16 protein-coding genes are annotated in these 22,451 nt (G+C 59.6%); 8 read left to right on the forward strand and 8 right to left on the reverse strand.

What is annotated here, in order from left to right:
* Positions 1-248 precede the first annotated feature (248 nt).
* The gene (locus AB4Z52_RS13505; RefSeq protein WP_442218429.1) at positions 249-2,519 is read left to right on the forward strand and encodes a bifunctional diguanylate cyclase/phosphodiesterase; all 2,271 of its coding nucleotides are present in this window, start codon (positions 249-251) and stop codon (positions 2,517-2,519) included.
* A gap of 9 nt (positions 2,520-2,528) precedes the next feature.
* On the opposite strand, the gene AB4Z52_RS13510 is transcribed toward AB4Z52_RS13505, so the two are convergent.
* The 8 genes from AB4Z52_RS13510 to AB4Z52_RS13545 all read right to left on the reverse strand — a co-directional run bounded on the left by AB4Z52_RS13510 (position 2,529) and on the right by AB4Z52_RS13545 (position 12,833).
* Positions 2,529-3,185 carry a ThuA domain-containing protein gene (locus AB4Z52_RS13510; protein ID WP_442218430.1) on the reverse strand — a complete coding sequence of 219 codons (657 nt, stop codon included), beginning with the start codon at positions 3,183-3,185 and terminating at the stop codon, positions 2,529-2,531.
* A 17-nt stretch (positions 3,186-3,202) separates the two neighbouring features.
* A complete protein-coding gene (locus AB4Z52_RS13515; protein ID WP_442218431.1) occupies positions 3,203-4,303 on the reverse strand; it encodes a Gfo/Idh/MocA family protein in 1,101 nt (366 codons plus the stop codon).
* Between the two features lie 37 nt (positions 4,304-4,340).
* Entirely contained in the window at positions 4,341-6,362 is a 2,022-nt protein-coding gene (locus AB4Z52_RS13520) for an aldo/keto reductase (RefSeq protein ID WP_442218432.1), read from the reverse strand.
* Positions 6,363-6,386: 24 nt separating this feature from the next.
* Complete coding sequence (locus tag AB4Z52_RS13525) at positions 6,387-8,528, reverse strand: beta-galactosidase (protein ID WP_442218433.1); 2,142 nt, start codon at positions 8,526-8,528, stop codon at positions 6,387-6,389.
* A 23-nt stretch (positions 8,529-8,551) separates the two neighbouring features.
* Complete coding sequence (locus tag AB4Z52_RS13530) at positions 8,552-9,697, reverse strand: ABC transporter ATP-binding protein (RefSeq protein ID WP_442218434.1); 1,146 nt, start codon at positions 9,695-9,697, stop codon at positions 8,552-8,554.
* A 62-nt stretch (positions 9,698-9,759) separates the two neighbouring features.
* On the reverse strand, positions 9,760-10,611 hold the full coding sequence (locus AB4Z52_RS13535) for a carbohydrate ABC transporter permease (protein WP_442218435.1): 852 nt from the start codon (positions 10,609-10,611) through the stop codon (positions 9,760-9,762).
* Positions 10,611-11,495 (reverse strand): carbohydrate ABC transporter permease, encoded by an 885-nt coding sequence (locus tag AB4Z52_RS13540; protein WP_442218436.1) that lies wholly within the window; start codon positions 11,493-11,495, stop codon positions 10,611-10,613. Before AB4Z52_RS13540 ends, AB4Z52_RS13535 begins: the two co-directional genes overlap by 1 nt.
* Before the next feature lie 66 nt (positions 11,496-11,561).
* Positions 11,562-12,833, reverse strand: coding sequence for an ABC transporter substrate-binding protein (locus AB4Z52_RS13545; RefSeq protein ID WP_442218437.1), 1,272 nt, complete (start codon positions 12,831-12,833; stop codon positions 11,562-11,564).
* A 281-nt stretch (positions 12,834-13,114) separates the two neighbouring features.
* Between AB4Z52_RS13545 and AB4Z52_RS13550 the strand changes: the two genes are divergently transcribed.
* The 7 genes from AB4Z52_RS13550 to AB4Z52_RS13580 all read left to right on the forward strand — a co-directional run.
* A complete protein-coding gene (locus tag AB4Z52_RS13550; RefSeq protein WP_442218438.1) occupies positions 13,115-14,326 on the forward strand; it encodes an ROK family protein in 1,212 nt (403 codons plus the stop codon).
* A gap of 314 nt (positions 14,327-14,640) precedes the next feature.
* Positions 14,641-16,107 carry an alpha-glucosidase/alpha-galactosidase gene (locus AB4Z52_RS13555; protein WP_442218439.1) on the forward strand — a complete coding sequence of 489 codons (1,467 nt, stop codon included), beginning with the start codon at positions 14,641-14,643 and terminating at the stop codon, positions 16,105-16,107.
* A 119-nt stretch (positions 16,108-16,226) separates the two neighbouring features.
* Positions 16,227-18,311: an ABC transporter substrate-binding protein gene (locus tag AB4Z52_RS13560; protein ID WP_442218440.1), complete on the forward strand. Its 2,085-nt coding sequence runs from the start codon at positions 16,227-16,229 to the stop codon at positions 18,309-18,311.
* Positions 18,312-18,435: 124 nt separating this feature from the next.
* Positions 18,436-19,446: an ABC transporter permease gene (locus AB4Z52_RS13565; RefSeq protein ID WP_442218441.1), complete on the forward strand. Its 1,011-nt coding sequence runs from the start codon at positions 18,436-18,438 to the stop codon at positions 19,444-19,446.
* A complete protein-coding gene (locus AB4Z52_RS13570) occupies positions 19,446-20,573 on the forward strand; it encodes an ABC transporter permease (protein ID WP_442218442.1) in 1,128 nt (375 codons plus the stop codon). Before AB4Z52_RS13565 ends, AB4Z52_RS13570 begins: the two co-directional genes overlap by 1 nt.
* Before the next feature lie 11 nt (positions 20,574-20,584).
* Positions 20,585-22,252: an ABC transporter ATP-binding protein gene (locus tag AB4Z52_RS13575; RefSeq protein ID WP_442218443.1), complete on the forward strand. Its 1,668-nt coding sequence runs from the start codon at positions 20,585-20,587 to the stop codon at positions 22,250-22,252.
* Positions 22,253-22,274: 22 nt separating this feature from the next.
* Positions 22,275-22,451: family 4 glycosyl hydrolase (locus AB4Z52_RS13580; protein WP_442218449.1), on the forward strand; the 177-nt coding region annotated here is incomplete at its 3' end.

The following is a 22,451-nucleotide window of genomic DNA, read 5'->3' on the forward strand; positions in this document are numbered from 1 at the left end:
GACGTGGGGCCTTCACGTTCAGATCTCCCGGCAGCTACTTTAGGCCTTGCGTCTAACTTGATAGCCCATTGTATATATTTACGCATGTTTTCAGCCTGTTAGCCAATACCGGCCTGTCCTTGGCCTAAGCGCTGACTGGTATCTCTCTACCGAAAATTGAAACCGGCAAAGATTCTGCTCAGGAAATCAGACAATATTAAAACAATTGTCGAAAAGTGTCTGCTGTCCCAGGCGGTTTCAGGCTCTCAATGGTTGCGGTTTTAAAATCAGATCATCATCAGCGACCAAGGCGGCCCAACATCGGCGGATTTGGCGTGTTCCTTCCCGCTGTTCTTGCAATCTTTACGATCGCTGCCGTCGTTGTTTTTGCGGACCATGAACGAGCCAAGCAGATTCGCGTTGCGGAAAGAGCAAGCGCCTCGGAACAGCTTGCGACGCTGTCAGCGAGGCTCGAAACAAACATCAATGGAAATGTAAGCCTCCTGCAAGGTCTCGTGGCGGCCATTGCCACAGAGCCGCAGATGTCTCAGGCGCGGTTTTCCCAGTTCTCTGGGCAGCTGTTCCGCGCCACATCGCAGCTGCGCAATGTCGCCGGCGCTCCCGACCTGGTCGTCCGCTATGTATTCCCCGAGGGGCCAAACCAGAAAGCAATCGGGCTCGACTACCGCACGAACGACGAGCAGCGCGCCGGAGCACTGATGGCGCGCAATAGTCACAACATCGTGCTGGCAGGCCCGGTCAATCTTGTCCAGGGCGGCTCAGCTCTGATTGCCCGCTGTCCAGTCTATCTGTCAGTCGATAAGGCGCAAATATTTTGGGGAATTATCTCGGGCGTGATCGACCTTGGCCGGCTTTACGAGGATAGCGGCCTCGTGGCGGCCGACATGGACGTCGCACTCAGCCTGCAAACCGAGCCAAAAGCGCAACAGGACGTATTCTTTGGAAAGCTGGACACGTTCAATGGCGATCCCGTGCGGCTCTCTCTCAATCTTGGCTATAATACCTGGGAGTTGGCCGCAGTGCCGAAAGGCGGCTGGGCCACGCACTCGCATGTGATATTTTTTCGAATTGGCCTAGCAGTTGTCTCTCTTTGCATCATCGCGCCTTTGATATGGGCCGGCTTCCTGATGAGGGCGCGCCATCGCACCATCGTTCAGCTGCAGCGGCGCGAGGACGAGCTTGAGAGGACAAAGCGGACGCTCGAACACCAGTCCCTCCACGATTCGCTCACCGGACTGCCGAACAGGCGATACGTAGACCAGATGATCGCCAGTCAGAGCGCCGACCGGGGGGCCGAGCGTCTTGCGTTTATCCACGTCGATCTCGACCGTTTCAAGGAGATCAACGATACGCTCGGGCACGCAGCCGGCGACGAGGTCTTGCGATTGAGTACGGCAAGGCTTCAGACCATCCTCGGCCCGGAGGAATTTGCAGCGCGCATCGGGGGCGACGAGTTTGTCATCGTCACCGGCGGGCAGGATCCGCAACATCGGGCAGTCGCACTCGCAGCCAAGATCGTGGCCGCGCTTGCAACGCCCGTTCTGGTCAATGATCGCGAATGCAGGATCGGCGGAAGTGCAGGCGTCGCGTGGCAGAACAATTCCGATGACGATCTGCATCAACTGCTCGTCAATGCCGACATATCGCTTTACGAAGCAAAAAAACGCGGACGCGGACGCGTGGAAATTTTCTCAGACGAACTTCGCGCCGCGACGCTGCAGGCCAAGCAGACGGCAGATGAACTGATACTGGCGCTGGGACGTGACGAAATCGTTCCGTACTTCCAGCCGCAGTTCGATGCCACCACCTTGGATATTTCCGGCGTCGAGGCGCTGGCCCGATGGGATCATCCCCGGCACGGAATTCTGACACCCGACCGTTTCCTTGGCATTGCGGAAGGGATCAATCGCGTTGCCGACATCGACGCCTGTATCCTCGAAAAGGCCCTCTTCCAGTCGACCCGATGGGCCGCGATCGGTCTCGACGTGCCCCAGGTCTCCGTCAACATTTCGGCTCAACGCCTCAAGGACCCGAATTTGCTGACAAAGCTGCAAAATATTCCCTTCCGAAAGGGTGGCCTTTCTTTCGAACTGCTTGAGTCCATTTCGTTCGATGGGCATGACGCAGCACTCGAAGAAGCGATCAAGGACATCAAGGCGATGGGAATCGACATCGAGATCGACGACTTCGGAACCGGCCATGCCTCGATCGTCAGCCTGCTTGAACTTGCGCCCAAGCGCCTGAAAATCGACAGGAAACTGATCGCGCCGATTACGACGTCCCAATCCCAGCGTCGGCTGGTCGCGTCGATTATCGAAATCGGGCGATCGCAGAATATCGCAATCGTTGCCGAAGGCGTCGAGACCTTCGAACAGGCGAATATCCTGCGCGACCTCGGCTGTCATTTCTTCCAGGGCTATGCATTTGCAAAGCCGATGCCTGGGCGCGACTTCATCGAATTCGCGATGCAAAAGCAAGGCCACGGCGAAAATCTTCGCGACTGGGCGACATGGGCCTGAGTGATCTGGTCAACCGGCTCCCAGATTTCGCGCAGCCCAGTCGGCGCCGCGGCGAAAGATGGTCTTCATCTGCGGCACATCGAATTCCTTGGCCTGGTGGCCGAGCGACGAATAGAACACGCGGCCGAGACCATAGTGCCTTTTCCACACGACAGGCATGACCACCCCATCGATCCAGTGGGCGTGATCGCCGGTAAACGTTGTCGTCGCCAGCACTTCGTTCGATGGATCGACATGCATATAATATTGCTCTGACCTGTAGGGGAAATCCTCAATCCCCTCCATTACCGCGTCGTCGGGACGGGTAATATTGACCGTGTAGTCAATGATGTTTCCGGGGTGGGCGACCCATTGACCGCCAATGATGAACTGATATTCGACGCAGTCGCGGAAGCTATCCCCGGCGCCGCCGTGATAACCGGCAATGCCGACGCCCGCTTCGATCGCAGCCGCAAGGTTCGTTGCCTCTGCCTTCTCGATCTTCGACATCGTGACGATCGGCACGATGAGGCTGAGATCGTGGATTGAGGGGTCGGAGAAGGCAGCGGTGCTATTTTCGACGCGCACCTTGAACCCATCCTCCTCAAGCATATCGTGGATGACCTTGGCGCATTCCTCCGGTTCATGGCCGCTCCAGCCGCCCCAGACGATAAGTGCTTCACGCATGTATTGTCCTCTTGATCCTATCGACCGATACGTCCATCCACCAGGGATTTGGACAGCGGCGAAGGACGCTCTGTTTGAGTGGTGATCGTGACGGTGCGGCCGCTGTCGGAGGCCGTCTGAAAGGCTTCCATGACCTCGAGGACATGCAGCGCCAGGCTGCCATTGGCGCGATGAGGCCGGTTCGAGCGGATGGCGTGCGCCATGTCGGCAACGCCGAGTGAGCGGTAGTTGCCGTCGGCATAGGGCTCCGTGACATCGCGAACCTCGAACTCACCACCCTTCTTCAGAAACTCGACCGGCCCGCCGAAGCGGTTCGGGTCGGGAACGATCAAGGTTCCGTCGGTGCCATAGATTTCGATCGGCACATGTTTGTGGCCGGCGACATCGAAGCTCATGCCGATCTGCACCACCGCGCCATTGGCAAAGGCCATGACGCCCGCCACATGGGTCGCCACATGGACGGGAACGCGTTCACCGTTGCGCGGCTCGCTGGTAATGAGGCGCTCCTTGCGCGGCACAATGGCAAAGCCTGCCACCTGCGATACCGGACCAAGCAGGTTGACGAGATCGGTAATGTAATAGGGACCCATGTCGAGCATCGGTCCGCCGCCGACCTCATAGTAGAAAGCAGGGTTCGGATGCCAACGCTCGTGGCCGGGGCACATGAAGGTGGCCGTGCCGCCAACCGGCTGACCGATCGCTCCCTCGTCGATGATGGCGCGCGCCGCCTGATGGCTGCCACCGAGGAAGGTGTCCGGCGCAGCGCCGATCCTTAGGCCCTTCAGCGACGCAGCATCTGCGAGCCTCTTTCCCTCGACAAAATTGATCCCGAGCGGCTTTTCGGAATAGGTGTGCTTGCCGGCGTCGAGAGCCTGAAGCGCGACCGAGACATGCGCTTTGGGTACGGTCAGGTTGACGATGATATCGACCGTCGGATCAGCCAGCAGGGTGTCGATAGCGACTGCCTTCAGTCCGAATTCAGTCGCCTTCGCCGCAGCCAGTTCGCAATTGAGGTCCGCGACGCCACGAATGTCGAGAATGGGGAACGACTTCATCGCCGTGAGATAGGCACCTGAGATATTTCCGCAGCCGATGATGCCGATACCGACTTTTTCCATAAAGTTTCCTCCTGAACGATTCCGCACCACTCAAAGTCTACCTGCTCTTCGTTCCGCTTTCGAGCCAAGCGACCTGCGATGGAGATAGCTGGATCTCGAATGCTTCGACGCTGCTGTTCAACTCCCCCAAGGACCGTGGTCCGATCAGCGGAATGACCGGCCATGGCTGGTTGAGCACATAAGCCAGCGCTACCTGTATCGGCATTTTACCGAGGCGTGCCGCGAGTTCCTCCGCTCTATCCCGACGCTTAAAATTCTCCTCGGAATACCAAGCGCGAGCAAGTTCCTGATCGGTGAACTTGCCGCGTCCGGCGCGGTCTGTAAAGAAGCCGCGCGCCTGGCTCGACCAGGCGAAGTTGGTCACCTTGCGGCTCGCAAGCCAAGACTTCCATTCTGCGTCCGACGACGCAATGCAGCCCGGCCATACGGGCTCAACCATCTCCGCCAGAGAGAAATTGTTCGACAGCACGCTCGGCTTTGTCTTGCCGGTGCGCTCGGCATAGGCGATCGCCTCGTCCATTCGCTCGCGCGTCCAATTGGAACCGCCGATCGGCCCACGTATCCGCCCCGCCTTCACCTCGGCATCCATGGCATCGACGAATTCGCCGACCGGGATGTCGGGATTGTCACGATGCATGAAATAGATATCGACATGGTCGCTCTTCAACCGATCAAGGCTGATCGCCAGCTGTTTGGCAATGACATCGGGATAGCAAAGCGGCGTATGGGCACCCTTTTCGATAACGACGATCTGGTCGCGTACGCCGCGGCTTTGCATCCACTCGCCGACAAGCCGGTCCTGCATGCCGCCGCCGTAGTGAAAGGCAGAATCGAGGAGATTGCCGCCCGCTTCGAAGAAGGCATCGAGAACGATCGCAGCACCGGGAAAAGTGGAGAATTCCATCAGACCAAGGGCGGCAAGGGAAACGTCCTTGGAGAGATTCTCGATCCGCCCCCGGGCCACGCTTCTGTGCTTGCGGACAAGGGCGTCGCCGCGCAAGGTCCGGGTGCGGACTGCCGGCGTCTCGATGCTATACTCAAGGCCGATCGCGGCGCGCCATTTGTCCATGACCCGGAGATTGCCGACCGTGTCGGCCCGCGTCATGCCGGGATAGGCGAACTCCTTGTGTCCTGTCCTGATGGCGGTCGCCGCCGCATCGACCTCGAAGCTGTAGATATGCCGAGGCTCATCGACCCTGACATTCCGCTGCGAACCGTCGGCCGCAAAGACCCGGATTGTTGCTGTCCCGCCCGACTTGCCTGCTGCAAACCAGAACTGGTCGATCTCGATCCGCCCCTTGGTCCCGAAGATCCGCAGCACGTTGTCCTGCGCCAGCGAGACAGAGCATGAAACCTCGGCAATGACTCCATTTGGAAAGCCGAGAACCGCAGAACTCCATTCGTCAATGCCGGTCTGGCCGAGATGACCGACAGCAAAGACCCTGTCCGGCTCGAGCACGCCCTTGTCGCCATCGACGCCGGCGATCAGCCTTGCCATGGACACCGGGTACCCGCCGACATCGAGGATGCCGCCGCCGGCAAGCTCGTTTGAAAACAACCGGTGCTGCGGCTCGAATGGCGTCTTGGCAAAGCCGAAGCTCGATTTGATCAACCGGACCTCGCCGATCGCCTTCGATTTCAGGAGCTCGATCAGTTTTAATGTCAGGGGGTGAAGGCGGTACATATAAGCCTCGCCGAGGAAGGTGCCTGCCTGACGCGATGCCTCCTGCATCGCTCCGGCCTCGGCTGCCGAAATTCCCATCGGCTTCTCGCAAAGCACATGTTTGCCCTGTTCGGCCGCCTTGATCGCCCATTCGGCATGGCCTGGATGCGGCGTGGCAATGTAGACGGCGTCGATTTCAGGATCGGCAAGCAGGGCTTCATAGCCGCGGACGATGCGAGCGCCCGGGAAGCTTTCGGCAAGACCTGATCTGTCGGGATTGCGCGTCCCGACCGCTTCGACGCGACCTGTTTCTGATTGCGCGACGCCGGCAAAGAAGTCAGCTGCGATCCGGCCGGGCCCCAGGATGCCCCAGCGTATTTTATCCGTGCCCGTCATGGACATATCCTCTTTGAATCCGGTTCAAATCAATTCGACAATCGCACAGCCATAGGGCTCGAGCGACAGCGCTCCTGCGACCCTCTTGCCGCCGTCGAGCAGGTTGCGCCCCTCCGGCACCATCGTTAGCTCCGCCGTCCCGTCGAGGCAGTTCTGAATGAACAGCAGCCGTCTTTCGTCGTTCTGACGCATCGTCACTTCGACGCCGTCGGGAAGATCGGGCAGCAAGGGTTTGACACCTGCCTCGGCAAAGGTGCGCTCGGCAAGGGCTGCCGCCAGATCAGGCGTCAGGTAGGTGCCGACATAGAGCACCCTACCCTTGCCGACACTGCGCGATGTCGCCATTGGCATGCCTTCGGCATATCGGTTCGACCAGGTCGCGACGATTTCGACATCATCCTCGATCGTCAGGTTCTCGTAATAGTAGCCGGCGTCGAATTCGCGGTTTCCGATGGTGAACCGGCGGACGCGACGGTGGGATTCGGCCGGGCGGTTCGGCGGTATTACCAGTCCGCCGGAGCGCGACATGACCTCGAAGAGGCCGTTTGCGCCGGGCGCCGCCAGCCTGCCGAAATCTTCCACACGCACGCCGGTCAGCCGCGATAGCGCCCGGCCCGGCGCCCCGTCGCGAATGACGTGGTTGTTTTCGTCGCGCGTACCAGTACGGGCGCCGATGACGACGGTGCCGCCGCTGCGCGCGAAGGCCTCCAGTCGCGCGGTCCAGTCGTCCTTCCACATGACCCAGTGGGGCACGTAGAGCAGCTTCAGCCGCGAAAGATCGTCTTCGGGATGGATGAAGCCGCAAGCGATGCCGTGATCGTAGCAATATTGGTGCAGATGCACCGCGTCGTCCTGCGGGCTGGGCAGGCCGATCGAATAGGTCTTGTGAGCCTCCTGATTGTCGAAATCGGACCCGGCAATGCCGACATCCATGCGGACATGGGTGCCGAGGATCTTGTCCTTCAGCGCCGTCATCTCGGTTGCGAAGCGCTTCGCCTCGTCGTAGCGATGGCGCGGCACGTCGTCGTGATCGATGATGCCCATCCAGTATATTTCCGCGCCGAAATGGGCGGGCCTCCAGCGGAAGAACATCAGGCCGTCCGCGCCGCGCGCAACCGACGACATGGCCATGCGGCGCATCTCGCCGGGCTCCGGCGTCAACGTGCAGAATCCGGGCTGGCTGCCGAAGCCCGATTGCTGCTCCGGCACGATGTAGTTGCCCGAAAAGCCGCGGCAGATATCGAGATGAAGCGCCTGGACCTTGGCGTGGTTTCCGATACGCAGGAACTCGTCATAGAGCATCGGATAGAGATCGTAGCCGACGAAATCGAGATCAGTCGAGAACTGGCCGCGAAAATCGATGTCGCGCAGGCCGCCGAGATTGTGGAAGACGAACCAACCCGCCTTCGTAGCACGCAGGATCTCCACTTGGTCATGCTGGAACCGCGCTGTCGAGAAGGCAAGAAAGCGGTGGTAATCCTGAACATGGCCCGGGCTCGGGAACGTCGGTGCGAAATCGAGGGGAAGAACGATCTGGCCGAAATCATCATAGGCCGTCGCCCAGAAGTCGCCGCCCCAGGCAAAATTCAACCTGTCGATCGTGCCGTAGCGATCGGCGAGATAGGCCTGGAATTCCTTGAGTGCCGAAGGCGAAAAGGATTCCGGCATGCTGGTGTTGAGCTCGTTGTCGGTCTGCCAGCCGATCACATCGGGATTGTCGCGATAGTGTTCGGCCATCGCCCTGGTGATGCGCTTGCTATGTTCGCGGAACACGGGGCTGCTGGTGTCGGCATGCTGTCGTGAGCCATGGCTCATCGTCCGGCCATTGCCGTCGACCCGCAATATCTCCGGATGCGCCTCAGTCAGCCATCGCGGTGGCGTCGCTGTCGGCGTGCACATGATCGTGCTTATCCCGTGACGACCCAGCATGGCGATGGCCCGATCGAACAGATCAAAGTCAAACGTAGCCTTGCGCGGCTCGAAGATATGCCAGGCGAATTCGCCGAGACGCGCAACGTTGAACCCGGCCTGCGCCATGCGCTTTGCGTCGCGCTCCCAATAGCTTTCGTCGACATGCTCGGGATAATGCGGGACGCCGACGAGAAAGCGGTCGGTGTCGATGGTGCGCCACACGGAGAGATCTTTTGCACTGTTATTGGCTGACAAGGTATCAGGCTCCTAAAGTTTGGTCATTTGTCGAGGATCGGCTTGCGAACCGTGATCGTCCGCTCGTCGCCCTGGGAAAACAGATAGATCTCGCGCGGATCGACGCTCAGGCTGATCGCGGCGTCGGCGGCGACACCGGCAATATGTCCGACCTGCACGGTGATGTTGCCGGTGCCGCTTTCGGAACTGACGCATTGCAACGGCCCTGCATCGACATAGAGGATGGTCTCGCGACCAAGATGCTCGACGAGACGAACCTGTCCGCAAATCGTTGCCGCCTTTGAAGCGGTATCGCAGACAGTGATGCTTTCCGGCCTGACGCCAAGCGTCAGCGCAGCGCCCTTTTGGACCGAGGCACCCGCCGCAAGTTCAACGGCAATCGGCGCAAGACCCGGCGCCGAAACGGTCGCGATCTGTCCTTTGACGTCATCCACCGTTATCAGGAAGAAATTCATCCGCGGTGCGCCGAGAAATCCCGCGACGAAGAGATTGTCCGGATTACGGTACAGCTCGAGCGGCGAGCCCACCTGCTCGATGATGCCACGGTTCAAGACGACGATCCGGCTTGCCATGGTCATCGCCTCGACCTGGTCATGTGTCACATAGACCATGGTAGCGCCAAGCTCGGCGTGCAGCCCGCTCAGTTCGACGCGCATCTGTGTGCGAAGAGCGGCATCGAGGTTCGACAGCGGCTCGTCGAACAGGAAGACGTCGGGCGAGCGTGTGATCGCCCGACCGATCGCCACGCGCTGACGCTGCCCGCCCGATAGTTGCTTCGGCCTCTTGTCGAGCTGATCGGTGATGCGCAGGATCTTTGCCGCGCGAGCAACAGCCGCGTCGATCTCTTCCCTTGGGCGCTTGGCCATGCGCAAGCCGAAGCCCATGTTTTCGGCCACCGTCATATGCGGATAGAGCGCATAGGACTGGAACACCATGGCAATGCCGCGGTCGCCTGGCTCGGCCGTGCTGACATCGCGGTCATTGATAAGAATCTGGCCCGAGGTAATGGTTTCGAGGCCGGCGATCGATTTCAAAAGCGTGGATTTGCCGCAGCCAGACGGGCCGACCATGACGATGAACTCGCCCTGAGCCACGCTAAGGTCGATGCCGCGCAGCGCGTGATAAGCGCCGTAGTTCTTATTGACATGTCTGAGTTCGAGGCTGGTCATGCGTCTGCTCTCTTGGGAAGGTGGCGGCTGGATCGGGGAATGGTTTTTCAATGCGATGATAGTCATCCCTTGACCGCCCCCATGGTCAGGCCGGCGATGAAATGCTTCTGCATCAGGAAGAACATGATGACAGGCGGCACCGCGACAACGATCGTGCCGGCAGAAATGAGGTTCCAGGCGGAGACCCATTCGCCGCGCAGATTGGCAAGCCCCGCCGTCACCGGCTTGACCGTATCACTGACGGTAAGCACGACTGCCCAGAAGTAATCGTTCCAAACGAAGGTGAAGATCAGGATGGCAAGTGCCGCGAGCGCCGGACGAACCAGAGGAATGACGACATGCACCAATGTCTGGAACGGCGATGCGCCTTCCGAGCGTGCAGCCTGAAACAGCTCGTCCGGCAGGGCTGCGATGAAATTGCGCATGAACAGCGTGGCAAAGCCGGTCTGGAAGGCAATATGGAAAATGACCAGGGCGGCCGTCGTGTCATAGAGGCCGATCCGCACCATCAGGTCGCGCACTGGTATCATCATGATCTGATAGGGCAGGAAATTGCCGCCGACGAACAGCGCGAAGACCAGCATGTTGCCGGGAAAGCGATATCGCGCCAGCACGAAGCCGGCGAGCGTACTAAGGATCAGGACGCCGATCACCGCCGGAATGGTGATCGTCAGGCTGTTTAGGAAATAGCGTGCCATCGGCGTCTGGGTGAAGACGGCGGTGTAATTCTCGATCAGTCCAAACTGCGTCGGCCATCCCCAGAGATTGCCGCCCATGACGTCCTGTGTCGAGCGCAACGAGGTGAGGATGACGGCAAAGAGCGGGCACAGCCAGAGGATCAGGATTGCGAGCACGGCGATGACGTAGAAGCGCCGTTGCCAGATGGCGGCTTCAGGAATTGGGCGAGGATACATCAGGCGCCCCTTTCTTCGATACGGATGATGCGCGTGAGATACCAGGTGATGAACGCTGCCATGATCACGAACAGAACCGACGCGATCGCCGCGCCATAGCCGAAGCGGTAGGAAAAGATCGACTGTTCGAACATCTGGTAGGCAAGCACTTCCGACGATCCGAACGGACCGCCCTGTGTCATGACCGAAACCATGTCGAAAGACCTGAGCGCTCCGACCACCGTCACGGCGATGGCGATGAAGGTGACCTGCGTCAGCTGCGGCAGAACGATGTGCCGCAGCATATTCCAGCCCTTGGCGCCATCGACGCGCCCGGCACCGATCAGTTCCTCGCTCAGATTGTTGAGACCAGCGAGATAGAGCACCATACAGAAGGCGATCTGCGGCCAGAGCGCGGCAATGACGATCGCAAAGGTCACGAGATGCTCGTCTGAAAGCACGGCCGGAGCCGTCGCGCCGAAAAAGCCGAAGATCAGGGCAAGCAACCCCAACTGCGGCGTGTAAACCCAGGTGAACACGACGCCGACGGCGACCGAGGCCAATACCAGAGGAATGAAGAACAGCGATTTCATCAGCCGCATCCCCTTGATCTTCTGATTGACCAGCAATGCGATCGCAAGCCCCAGCGGCGGTGCGGCCATGAACATGACCAGCCATATGACATTGTTCTTCAGCGAGACGTAGAATTGCGGATCGTTGAAAAGCTCGACGTAGTTTCCAAAGCCGATCCACACCATCGGGCTGAAGCCATCCCACTCGTGCAGGCTGATCCAGAGGCTTTCGACAGCAGACCAGAGGATGACGACGGAGAAAACAACAGCGGCAGGCAGTATTAGCAAGGTCGGGGTCATCCACCAGCGGTGGCGGCGCCAGAGCGGTATCATTCAAGAACCTCTTTCGTTTCTGGGGAAGCGGGGCGCCTGCCCCGCTTCCCGGTCGCTGGGAGGGAACTAGATCTTGTAGATCCGCTTGCGGGTGCCTTCGAGCCTTTGCAGGATGGCATCGCGGCGCTCGGGCTTGGCCATGAACTCCTGGAAGCCGACAAGGCCCGCCTGCGCCATGTCGGGATCGCTGTCGCGGTCGTAATATTGCGACGTACTCTGCACGGTCTTCAGCGTCTCGACGGCAATGTTGACCAGCGGATCCTTGCTCGGCGGCAGATCGTTGCGCGGCGGGACATTGCCGCCCGGCTCCAGGTAGGGTCCGAGGTTTTCCGGCCGATAGAAGTAAGACAGGAATTCGCGAGCGCCCTGCTTGTTCTTCGCATTCGCGGGGATATGCACCGAGTTCAGCGAAAACTCCTCGAAGTGGCCGACCTTCGGATCGATCGTCGGGAAGGTCGAAAAGGCGAGCTGGTCGAGGTCTTCCTTGGGGAAGGCATACCTGACGAAAGCGCCGAGGTTCATCATGCCCGCCTTCTTCTGCGCAAGCAGGGCACCTGCCTCCTGCCAGCCGAAGGACGTGTTGTTGGGCGTGAAGAAGCCCTGTTTGATCAACGTCTCCCACTGATCGAAAACCGGTTTGAGGCTCGGATCGAGATAGCTCATCTCGCCGTTCATCAGCGCCATGTGCTTGTCGAGACCATTTATGCGCAGGTTCATCTGATCGAACCAGCCGGCGGCCGGCCACAATTCCTTGGTGCCCATGGCGATCGGTGTCAGGTTTGCGCTTTTGCATTTGGCGCCGAAGGCGACCAGATCATCCCAGTTTGCAGGCGGCGTCGCGCCGAGCTGGGTGAAGACATCCTTTCGATAGAACATGCCCCAAAGCGTGCCGCCGGTCGGCAAGCCGTACTGCTTGCCATCGACCGTCACCGCGCCGGCCGCCGCGCCAAGCACGTCCTTGTATTTCTCCTTCTCGAACAGATCTGAAATGTCGTCGAAAAGGCCGCGCTTTACGAATGCCCGCATTCGGTTGCCGGAGAACCAGAAGCAAATATCGGGGGCGCCTGCGACAAGATAATTGCGGATCGCGGTCTTGTGAGCCTCGTGGTCCATGTTGTTGACCACGACCTTGACGCCCGCCTGCTTGCCGAAATCGTCGGCGATCTTGCGCAGGATCGCCAGCGCATCGGCATTGTTTTCGTCAGAGATGATGTTGATGTCTTGTGCCTGCGCGATGGCGGGCATCGGAAAGCCGGCCATTGCAACAGCGGAAACCGCGCCTGCCTGTTTCAGAAATGCACGCCGGCCCGATTGCCTTCCAAGCAAATTGAAAGTCATGTGAACTCCTCCCTTTTGATACCCTCTTCCACGTCTTGCCAGCCGCGATCCGCCGGAAACGCCCTCCTAGCGTGACCAACCCAATCCCGAACGCACGGTTTCGCAAAGCCGGGCACGTCAACGCTCTCGCATTGGCCGCACCATCGGTTCACAAGACCTGGCATTCGTATTTGCTGACTTCTTCGTACTTCCGCACGAGCCGGATATTGATCGGCCGGTGAAGTTATGCATAAGTTCAAAACAGACGCAATAATTAATTTACAAAATTAAGAAATGAACCCGTGAAACTAAAAGGCGACCAAAGCACAGCCCGCGCCATGAATCGGCGGCTTATTCTCAACCTCCTTCGACAGGAGGGACCGAAGAGCCGTGCGGAGATCGCGATCACCACCGGCCTCAGCCCTGCAGCGGTGACCTTCGTCATTGGCGACCTCATCGAGGAAGGCCATGTATCCGAGGGCAAGGCCGTTGCCGGTCTGTCCGGCCGCCGGCCGATTCCGGTGGACATCAACTATGCCAACGGATTGGCCATAGGCTTCAAGCTGATGGTCGGGGCGGCGGAGTGCGTCGTCACGGATCTGGCAACCAACCCGTTGGCGTCGATCCGGCTGACCTTTTCAAACCGCGACCCGGAACATGTGGTCAAAACGCTCGCCGATGCCGTGCCGCAGCTTTTGCAATCCGCAGAGCGCCCGAGCGCGCGTCTCGCAGGAATCGGAATTTCCGTCCCTGGCGTCATCGACAACGACCAGGCGATCTGCGTCAGAAGTCACCGCTTCAATTGGGACAACGTTCCACTTGCCGCGATGCTGGCCGAAAAGGTGAAGGTGCCGGTCTGGCTGGAAGACGACACCAATGCTTATGCCATCGCCCAACAGTTGTTTGGGCTTGGACGCCAGCATCGCAACATGGCCGTTCTGGCCATCGGCGTCGGCATCAGCTGCGCCCTGATCATCGACGGCAAGCTTTATCGCGGCGCCAATGGCGCGGCCGGCAAATTCGGCCACACGCTTTACCAGGAAGACGGGCGCCTGTGCGAATGCGGCAAGCGCGGCTGCCTCATGGCCTATTATTCCGAGCCGTCATTGCTGAGGACCTGGCGGGCGCAAACCAGCCGGGACGATGAGGCGGGCTTTGCTGCAATGCTTGGCGCGCTGGAACACCGTGAACCCGAAATCATAGATCTGTTGCAAAAGGCAGGCAGCGGCATTGGAAAATCGCTCGCTAATCTTGTCAACATCACCGATCCGGAGGTTATCGTCGTCGGCGGTGAAGCGGTAACCTTCGGGGAGGCGCTGCTTGGCCCTCTGCGCTCAGCACTGCTCAAGCACACCTTCCGCGTCCCTCCTCCCTTGCTGCCGGACTGGGAGGATAATTCCTGGGCGAGAGGCGCGGCAGCACTCGTCACCCAGAAACTCTTCGATTTCGAAACCAGCTCCGGCACGATCGGCAAGCCGGAGGCTGCGGTTGGTTCCTTGCTACTAAGCAAGTGATTGATCCGGCACAATTTGTCTTGGCTGAGCTCGTCATCGTTTTTCGTTGGCTTCACAGCCGATCCAAAAAAACGCCTATGTTCCACCCAGTCGCCGACCCGGCTGGCAGCACAAAATTACCCTTGAAAGCACAATAATTCTCTGTTCGGTCGATCTAATATGGGCATAATCGCACCCAGAGCACAGGTTGCGACTGCCAATGAGGAGGGGCAGAGGAGGAGAAAAAGCAGGTTTTCCTGCATTTCTGCGGCTTTGAGCGCATTGTCTCCGTTCCTCTCCTCCATTGATTGTTCGATCGAATAAAGGTGAGGATCATGAGTTTCAAAATCGCTATCATTGGCGCGGGCAGCGTCGGCTTCACCAAGAAGCTCTTTACCGACATCCTATGCGTCCCAGAATTCAAGGATGTCGAATTCGCTCTGACGGATCTGAGCGAACATAACCTGCAGATGATCAAGGCGATCCTCGATCGGATCGTGGAATCGAACAATCTACCGACACGCGTGACCGCAACAACGGACCGTCGCCAGGCAATCGAAGGCGCCAGGTACATCATCAGCTGCGTGCGGGTCGGCGGGCTCGAGGCCTATGCCGACGATATCCGCATTCCGCTGAAATATGGCATCGACCAGTGTGTCGGCGATACGATCTGCGCCGGTGGGATCCTCTACGGTCAGCGCAACATTCCGGTCATCCTGGACTTCTGCAAAGATATCCGCGAGGTTGCCGAGCCGAGGGCGAAGTTTCTGAACTACGCAAATCCGATGGCAATGAACACCTGGGCTGCGATTGAATATGGCAAGGTCGACACGGTCGGGCTTTGCCACGGCGTGCAACACGGCGCCGAGCAGATCGCAGAGATCCTAGGCGCCAAGTCGAAGCAGGAACTTGACTACGTCTGCTCCGGCATCAATCACCAGACATGGTTCGTCGATCTGCGCCTCAACGGCCGCAAGATCGGCAAGGACGAGCTGATTGCAGCCTTCGAAGCGCACCCCGTCTATTCCCAGCAGGAAAAACTGCGCATCGACGTCCTGAAGCGCTTTGGGGTCTATTCGACGGAAAGCAATGGTCACCTTTCGGAATATCTTCCCTGGTATCGCAAGCGGCCGGACGAGATAAAAAAGTGGATTGACATGTCCGACTGGATCCACGGCGAGACCGGCGGCTATCTCCGGCATTCGACCGAGACCCGCAACTGGTTCGAGACAGAATTCCAGCAGATCCTCGATTCGGCTGCTGCTCCCATCGAGCCGTCGCGCCGCTCGAACGAGCACGCAAGCCATATTCTCGAGGCACTGGAGACGAACCGCGTCTACCGCGGGCACTTCAACGTCAAGAACAACGGCGTCATTACCAACCTGCCGGCGGATGCGATCATTGAATCGCCCGGCTTCGTCGATCGGTTCGGCATCAACATGGTGGCAGGTATCACGCTGCCGGAAGCTTGCGCTGCGACCTGCATCGCGTCGATCAATGTCCAGCGGATGTCAGTTCACGCAGCCGTCACCGGCGACATCGATCTGCTGAAGCTTGCTGTCCTGCACGATCCGCTGGTCGGCGCCGTGTCGACCCCGGAAGAGGTCTGGCAGATGGTCGACGAGATGATCGTCGCCCAGGCCCGCTGGCTGCCGCAATATGCCCATGCCGTTGATGGTGCCAAAGAGCGGCTATCCAAATCCAAGCTCCAGACGCGCGACTGGAAGGGTGCGGCAACCCGCAACGTGCGCTCTATCGAGGAATTGAGGGTTGAGAAGGCCGCGCTGAAGCAGGCGGGCTGAAAACAGGGGCGAAGGGGCGACGGCGCATCTTAGGAGGAGCGCGCCGTTCGGCCAATTCGTTCCACGTGTGGAGGAGCGGAGCAGTCCTTGAAGGACGCTCGCGACAAGAGGGAGAGACGATGACCTATTTCCGACCCATCAGCATTCTTGCGGGGCTGGCGCTTGCCGCCTCCGCTCTTGCGATAAATGCGCACGCATCCGAGCCGACGGTGCCGCCGGTTGCCCCGGCCTTTCCGGCCGAAGGCAAGATCAAATATGTCGCCCGCGACTCCATCCTGGAGTTCAAAGCGCTTCCCGAATATCACGAGCCCGACTGGGTCAACGACAAGTTCGTCAAGACCGGCAAGCTGCCGCCGCTCAACGAGCGCTTGCCGAAGGAACCCTTGGTCTTCAAGACCGGCAACATGGCGGACGGTATCGGCGTTTATGGTGACACCATGCGCCATGTCATCGGTGGCCGACCGGAAGGCTGGAACTACGGCGCCGGCCAGAGCCAGGGCTGGGGCGGCATTGATATCGGCCTTTCCGAATGCCTGACGCGCACCGCACCACTCTTCCAGGTCGAGGCAAAGGACACCGAGCCGCTGCCGAACCTTGCCAAGAGCTGGGAATGGTCGCCGGATGGTCACAAGCTGACCATGCGTCTGGTCGAGGGAGCCAAGTGGTCAGACGGCGTCGCCTTCAATGCCGACGACGTCATGTTCTATTGGGATGACGAAGTCGTCGATCCCAACGTATCGCCCCTCAACGGCGCGACCCCCGAGACGTTCGGCGTTGGCACGACGCTGAAGAAAATCGACGACTACACCGTGGAATGGACCTTCAAGGACGCATTTCCGAGGCAATATCTGTTCGCCATGGCTTACGGAACCTTCTGCCCCGGCCCTTCGCATATCCTGAAGCCGCAACATCCGAAATATTCGAAGAACACCTACGACCAGTTCAAGAACGCCTTTCCGCCGGAATACATGAACATGCCTGTCATGGGCGCATGGGTGCCGGTGGAATACCGGCCCGACGACATCATTGTCCTGCGCCGCAACCCCTATTACTGGAAGGTCGACGAGAAGGGCAACCAGCTGCCTTACCTCAACGAACTGCATTACAAGCTGTCGACCTGGGCAGACCGCGACGTGCAGGCTGTGGCCGGCTCCGGCGATATCTCGAACCTCGAGCAGCCGGAAAACTTCGTGGCTTCGTTGAAGCGCGCCGCGCAGCCCGAGGCTCCATCTCGCCTTGCCTTCGGACCGCGCCTGATCGGCTACAATCTGCATATGAACTTCTCGGCCAATGGCTGGGGCAGTCCCGATGCACGGGAACAGGCAGTTCGCGAACTGAACCGCAATATCGATTTCCGCAAGGCGATCACGATGGCGCTCGATCGCAAGGCGACAGGCGAATCGCTGGTGAAGGGACCGTTTACCGCGATCTACCCGGGCGGCCTTTCCTCCGGTACGAGCTTCTACGATCGTCAGTCGACCGTCTATTATCCCTTTGATCTTGCCGGCGCCAAGGCTGAACTGGCGAAGGCGGGCCTGAAGGACACCGACGGCGACGGCATCGTCAACTTTCCCGCGGGTACTGCCGGCGGCAAGGACGTCGAGATCGTGCTTCTGGTCAACAACGATTACGGCACGGACAAGAGCCTGGCCGAAGGCGTAATAGCGCAGATGGAAAAGCTCGGGATAAGGGTCATCCTCAATTCGCTGACCGGCACACAGCGTGACGCGGCAAACTATGCCGGCCGCTTCGATTGGATGGTGATGCGCAACCACACGGAACTGTCGTCGGTGGTGCAAAACACCGAACAGCTGGCGCCGGTTGGACCACGGACAAGCTGGCATCACCGGGCGCCTGAAAACGGCCAGCTCGACCTGATGCCCTTCGAGCAACAACTGGTCGACATCGTCGACAAGTTCATGACCACGCAGGACAACGACGAGCGGACCAAGCTGATGAAGCAGTATCAGAAGGTCTATACGGAGAACGTCAACACCGTCGGTCTCACCGAGTATCCGGGTGCCCTGATCATCAACAAGCGCTTCTCCAATATTCCGCAGGGAACGCCGATCTTCATGTTCAACTGGGCCGAGGACTCGATCATTCGCGAGCGTGTCTTCGTCGCGGCCGACAAGCAGGGCAAGTACGAGCTGTTTCCCCAGCAACTGCCCGGCAAGCCAGGTGCTAGCGGGCCGATCAATTAGCCTCCCAGGGAAAATGAAGTCTCCGGTCGCACGCGGGTGCGGCCGGACATCGATGAACACAGCCAGCGCTTAGGGTTCGGTCGGAGCTTCAGCTGTTGGCGGCAACAAGAGAAGTGACTGTCCGATGTTGCGATTTCTGCTCGTCCGTATTGCTTCGGCAATCCCGGTGCTCTTCATCCTGAGCCTGGTCACGTTCGCAATCATCCAGGCCCCGCCGGGTGACTATGCCGATTATATCAGGCAGCAGGCGATAAACCAGGGCGGCGCCTCTTTCGCCCAGGCCGACGCCCAGGCACAAGCCTATCGCAAGGACCATGGCCTCGATAAGCCAATGCCGATCCAATATCTGAACTGGATCGGCGGCATCGTCACCCGCGGTGATTTCGGCTACAGCATGTATTACAACAAGCCGGTCGCCGATGTCGTTGGAGAGCGGCTGCCGCGGACCCTCATCCTCGCCCTAGTCTGCCATATCTTCGCATCGATACTCGGTATCAGTTTCGGGATCCTGGCCGCCACACGGCAATATAGCTGGATCGACACCGTGCTTTCCGGCGTTGCGTTCCTTGGCATGACGGTGCCGCGCTTTCTGATGGCGCTAATCATCGTCTATCTCCTGGTCTTCCGCTTCAATGTCGCCGAAATCGGCAGCTTCTATTCGCCGCAATATGGCGGCGCGCCCTGGTCCTTTGCCAAGCTTGGCGACCTCATCCAGCATGTGTGGCCGGTGGTTGCCATCGCAACATTCGGCGGGCTCGCCTATAATATGCGCATCATGCGCGGCAACCTGCTCGATACGCTGAATGCGCAATATGTCGAGACTGCCCGCGCCAAGGGCTTGAGCGGCAGTGCGGTCGTCCTGCGCCACGCCGTGCCCAACGCGCTCCATCCCCTGGTGATGTATCAGGGTGTGGTTCTGCCCTACATGCTGACCGGTGAGATCGAGACGGCGATCATCTTCGCTCTTCCGACCGTCGGTCCGGCCATCGTCGGCTCCATGGCGGTTGGCGACGTCTATGTCACCGCCACCTTTATGATGGTGCTTTCTGCGACGCTGATCGTTGGAAATATCATCGCCGACATGCTCCTTGCCTTGCTCGACCCACGGGTTCGCCAACATGGAGGGGCCTTTTGATGCTGGCTTTCTCGGATTCCCTTCCCCCGACAGAAGAAAAGCTGAAGCCCACGGGCGGCAATGAGAGCTATCCGGCCCTCGTCTGGCGTCGTCTCAAACGGTCCTGGACCGGCATGAGCGGCCTGCTGCTCGTCGTTCTCCTGCTTCTTATGGCCGTCTTTGCAGAATTCGTCGCGCCGCTCGACCCCAAGGCAACCGACAGCGGCTTTGCGCCGCCGCAGGTGATCAGCTTTCACGACAAGGACGGCAACTTCGACTTCCAACCGCGCGTCTATGCGCTGGCGGAGACGGAGGATCTCGATCCGGTGACCTTTCAGCCGGTCGTCGGGCCAGACTACAATAACCCGCGGCTTCTCGGCCTGTTCGTTAAGGGCGACCCCTATTTTCTGTTCGGGCTGATCCCCGCCGACCGGCACCTGTTTGGGACGACAGATGGCCAGCCGGTGCATTTCCTCGGTACCGACAAATTCGGTCGCGACATTCTTTCCCGCGCCATCTATGGCTCGCGTGTTTCGCTGATGATTGCGCTGACGGTCGTGTTCATCGTGACCGTGGTTGGCACCACCGTCGGCATGGTGTCGGGTTATTTCGGCGGCGCCTTCGATGCCTGGCTTCAGCGCTTCGTCGATCTGGTCCTCGCCTTTCCGCAATTGCCGCTCTATCTGGCACTGACTTCGCTGATCCCGGTGACCGCGCCGACCAATGTCTTTCTCGCCTTTGTCATCATCGTCATGTCGGCGCTCGGCTGGGCGCAGATGTCGCGGGAAGTGCGCGGCAAGACGCTGGCACTTGCCCGGATCGACTATGTCCGCGCCGCGATGGCCGTCGGCGCCACCGACCGCCGCATCATCCTGCAGCACATCTTTCCGAACGTGATGAGCCACGTGATCGTCTCGGTGACGCTGGCAATCCCAAGCGTCGTGCTGCTCGAATCCTTCCTCGGTTTCCTCGGTTTCGCCGTCAAGCCGCCTCTGATCTCCTGGGGTCTAATGCTGCAGGACACCTCGACCTATTCCGTCATCGGCTCCTATCCCTGGATCCTGACGCCCGTCGCCTTCGTGCTGATCACCGTCTTTGCGTTCAACGCGCTTGGCGACGGTCTTCGCGACGCCGTCGATCCCTATTGAAGGAGCGTGCCATGGCACTTGCACTCGTCAATACCTTTGCTCCGGCCGTTCGCCACGACAGCGAAGGACGCACCACAGCGCCGATCATCGATGCGCGCAATGTCGCCGTGACGTTCAAAGTGGAAGACGGCATGGTTGAAGCCGTCAAGGACATCTCGTTCCAACTCTATCGTGGCGAAACGATCRCAATCGTCGGCGAATCCGGCTCCGGCAAGTCGGTCACCGCCCGAACGGTGATGGGGTTGCTCACCAAGCGCGCCGTCGTCGCACCGCAGTCGACCATCGACTATGACGGCAAGAACGTTCTGAAATTCTCCGAGGGTGCGCGGCGCAAGCTGCGCGGCGATCGCATCTCGATGATTTTCCAGGAGCCGATGAGCTCGCTCAACCCGATCTACACCATCGGCAGCCAAATCGTCGAAGCGATCCGCGTGCATCGGCGCATGAGCAAAAGGGATGCTTACGAGCGGGCGCTGGCGCTCTTGAAGCAAGTGCAGATTCCCGATCCCGCCGCGCGCCTCAACCAATACCCGCATCAATTATCCGGCGGCCAGCGCCAGCGTGTGATGATCGCCATGGCGCTCGCCAACGATCCTGACGTCCTGATTGCCGACGAGCCGACGACGGCACTTGATGTCACCGTCCAGGCGCAGATCCTGAACCTTATCCGCAATCTGCAGCAGCAGCTCGGCATGGCCGTGATCCTGATCACCCACGACCTCACCGTTGTCAGGCGGTTCTCCGACTATGTCTATGTCATGCAGCATGGCGAGATGCGCGAGCACAACACCACCGAGCAGCTATTCGCCGATCCGCAACATGCCTATACCAGGCACCTGCTTGCCTCCGAGCCCAAGGGGCATGCAAAGCCCTTGCCCGAGGATTGCGATACGATCCTCGAGGCCAAATCGGTGCGGGTCTCCTTCATGCTGCGCCATGGCACATTCTTCAAACCGGAAATGCGGCCGCTCGTTGCAGTCGACAGCCTGGATATCGAGCTTCGCAGGCACGAGACGCTCGGTATCGTCGGCGAGTCCGGCTCCGGCAAGACGACATTCGGCCAGGCGCTGCTGCGATTGATCAATGCGGACAGCGGAGAGATCTATTTTGACCGCCAGGCCATCCATGGCCGTTCGCGAAGCGAGATGCGGCCGCTGCGCTCGCGGATGCAGATCGTGTTCCAGGATCCCTTCTCGTCGCTCAATCCGCGCATGCCGGTCGGCCAGATCATCGAAGAAGGCCTGATCGTCAACGGCATAGGGGCCGACAAGTCGGAACGGCTGGCGAGGGTCAAGGACGCGCTGGTCAGCGCTGGCATGCCCTCCAATATCCTGTCGCGCTTCCCGCATGAATTTTCTGGCGGCCAGCGCCAGCGCATCGCGATTGCGCGCGCCATAGCGCTGGAACCGGAGTTCATCCTCCTCGATGAACCGACCTCGGCGCTCGATCTTTCGGTTCAGGCGCAGATCATTGATCTGCTGCGCAAGCTGCAAGACGAGCGCGGCCTCAGCTATTTGTTCATTTCGCATGACCTCAAGGTCGTCCGTGCCCTGTGCCACCGCGTCATCGTCATGCAGAACGGCCAGATTGTTGAACAAGGTCCAGTTGAAGACGTCCTTTCCAACCCCCAAACCGCCTACACGAACCGGCTGGTGAAAGCCGCGTTCGAGGTAGCCTGACGAGAGACGCCCGGAGAGATTTATGGCAGGCAATCCCAAGATCACCTTTATCGGAGCCGGTTCGACGGTGTTCATGAAGAACATCATCGGCGACGTTTTGCAGCGCCCGGCTTTGTCGGGGGCGCGTATCGCCCTGATGGACCTCAACCCGCAGCGGCTGGAGGAAAGCGCCGTCGTTGCCCGCAAGCTGGCGTCGACA

The sequence above is a fragment of the Rhizobium sp. 2YAF20 genome, assembly GCF_052114685.1.
GTDB lineage: Bacteria > Pseudomonadota > Alphaproteobacteria > Rhizobiales > Rhizobiaceae > Rhizobium.

What these genes read in the sequence shown, in the direction of transcription:
- AB4Z52_RS13505 (WP_442218429.1), top strand. Translation starts at nt 249, where the DNA reads ATGGTTGCGGTTTTAAAATCAGATCATCATCAGCGACCAAGGCGGCCC.
- AB4Z52_RS13510 (WP_442218430.1), bottom strand. Translation starts at nt 3,185, where the DNA reads ATGCGTGAAGCACTTATCGTCTGGGGCGGCTGGAGCGGCCATGAACCG.
- AB4Z52_RS13515 (WP_442218431.1), bottom strand. Translation starts at nt 4,303, where the DNA reads ATGGAAAAAGTCGGTATCGGCATCATCGGCTGCGGAAATATCTCAGGT.
- AB4Z52_RS13520 (WP_442218432.1), bottom strand. Translation starts at nt 6,362, where the DNA reads ATGACGGGCACGGATAAAATACGCTGGGGCATCCTGGGGCCCGGCCGG.
- AB4Z52_RS13530 (WP_442218434.1), bottom strand. Translation starts at nt 9,697, where the DNA reads ATGACCAGCCTCGAACTCAGACATGTCAATAAGAACTACGGCGCTTAT.
- AB4Z52_RS13535 (WP_442218435.1), bottom strand. Translation starts at nt 10,611, where the DNA reads ATGTATCCTCGCCCAATTCCTGAAGCCGCCATCTGGCAACGGCGCTTC.
- AB4Z52_RS13540 (WP_442218436.1), bottom strand. Translation starts at nt 11,495, where the DNA reads ATGATACCGCTCTGGCGCCGCCACCGCTGGTGGATGACCCCGACCTTG.
- AB4Z52_RS13545 (WP_442218437.1), bottom strand. Translation starts at nt 12,833, where the DNA reads ATGACTTTCAATTTGCTTGGAAGGCAATCGGGCCGGCGTGCATTTCTG.
- AB4Z52_RS13555 (WP_442218439.1), top strand. Translation starts at nt 14,641, where the DNA reads ATGAGTTTCAAAATCGCTATCATTGGCGCGGGCAGCGTCGGCTTCACC.
- AB4Z52_RS13560 (WP_442218440.1), top strand. Translation starts at nt 16,227, where the DNA reads ATGACCTATTTCCGACCCATCAGCATTCTTGCGGGGCTGGCGCTTGCC.
- AB4Z52_RS13565 (WP_442218441.1), top strand. Translation starts at nt 18,436, where the DNA reads ATGTTGCGATTTCTGCTCGTCCGTATTGCTTCGGCAATCCCGGTGCTC.
- AB4Z52_RS13570 (WP_442218442.1), top strand. Translation starts at nt 19,446, where the DNA reads ATGCTGGCTTTCTCGGATTCCCTTCCCCCGACAGAAGAAAAGCTGAAG.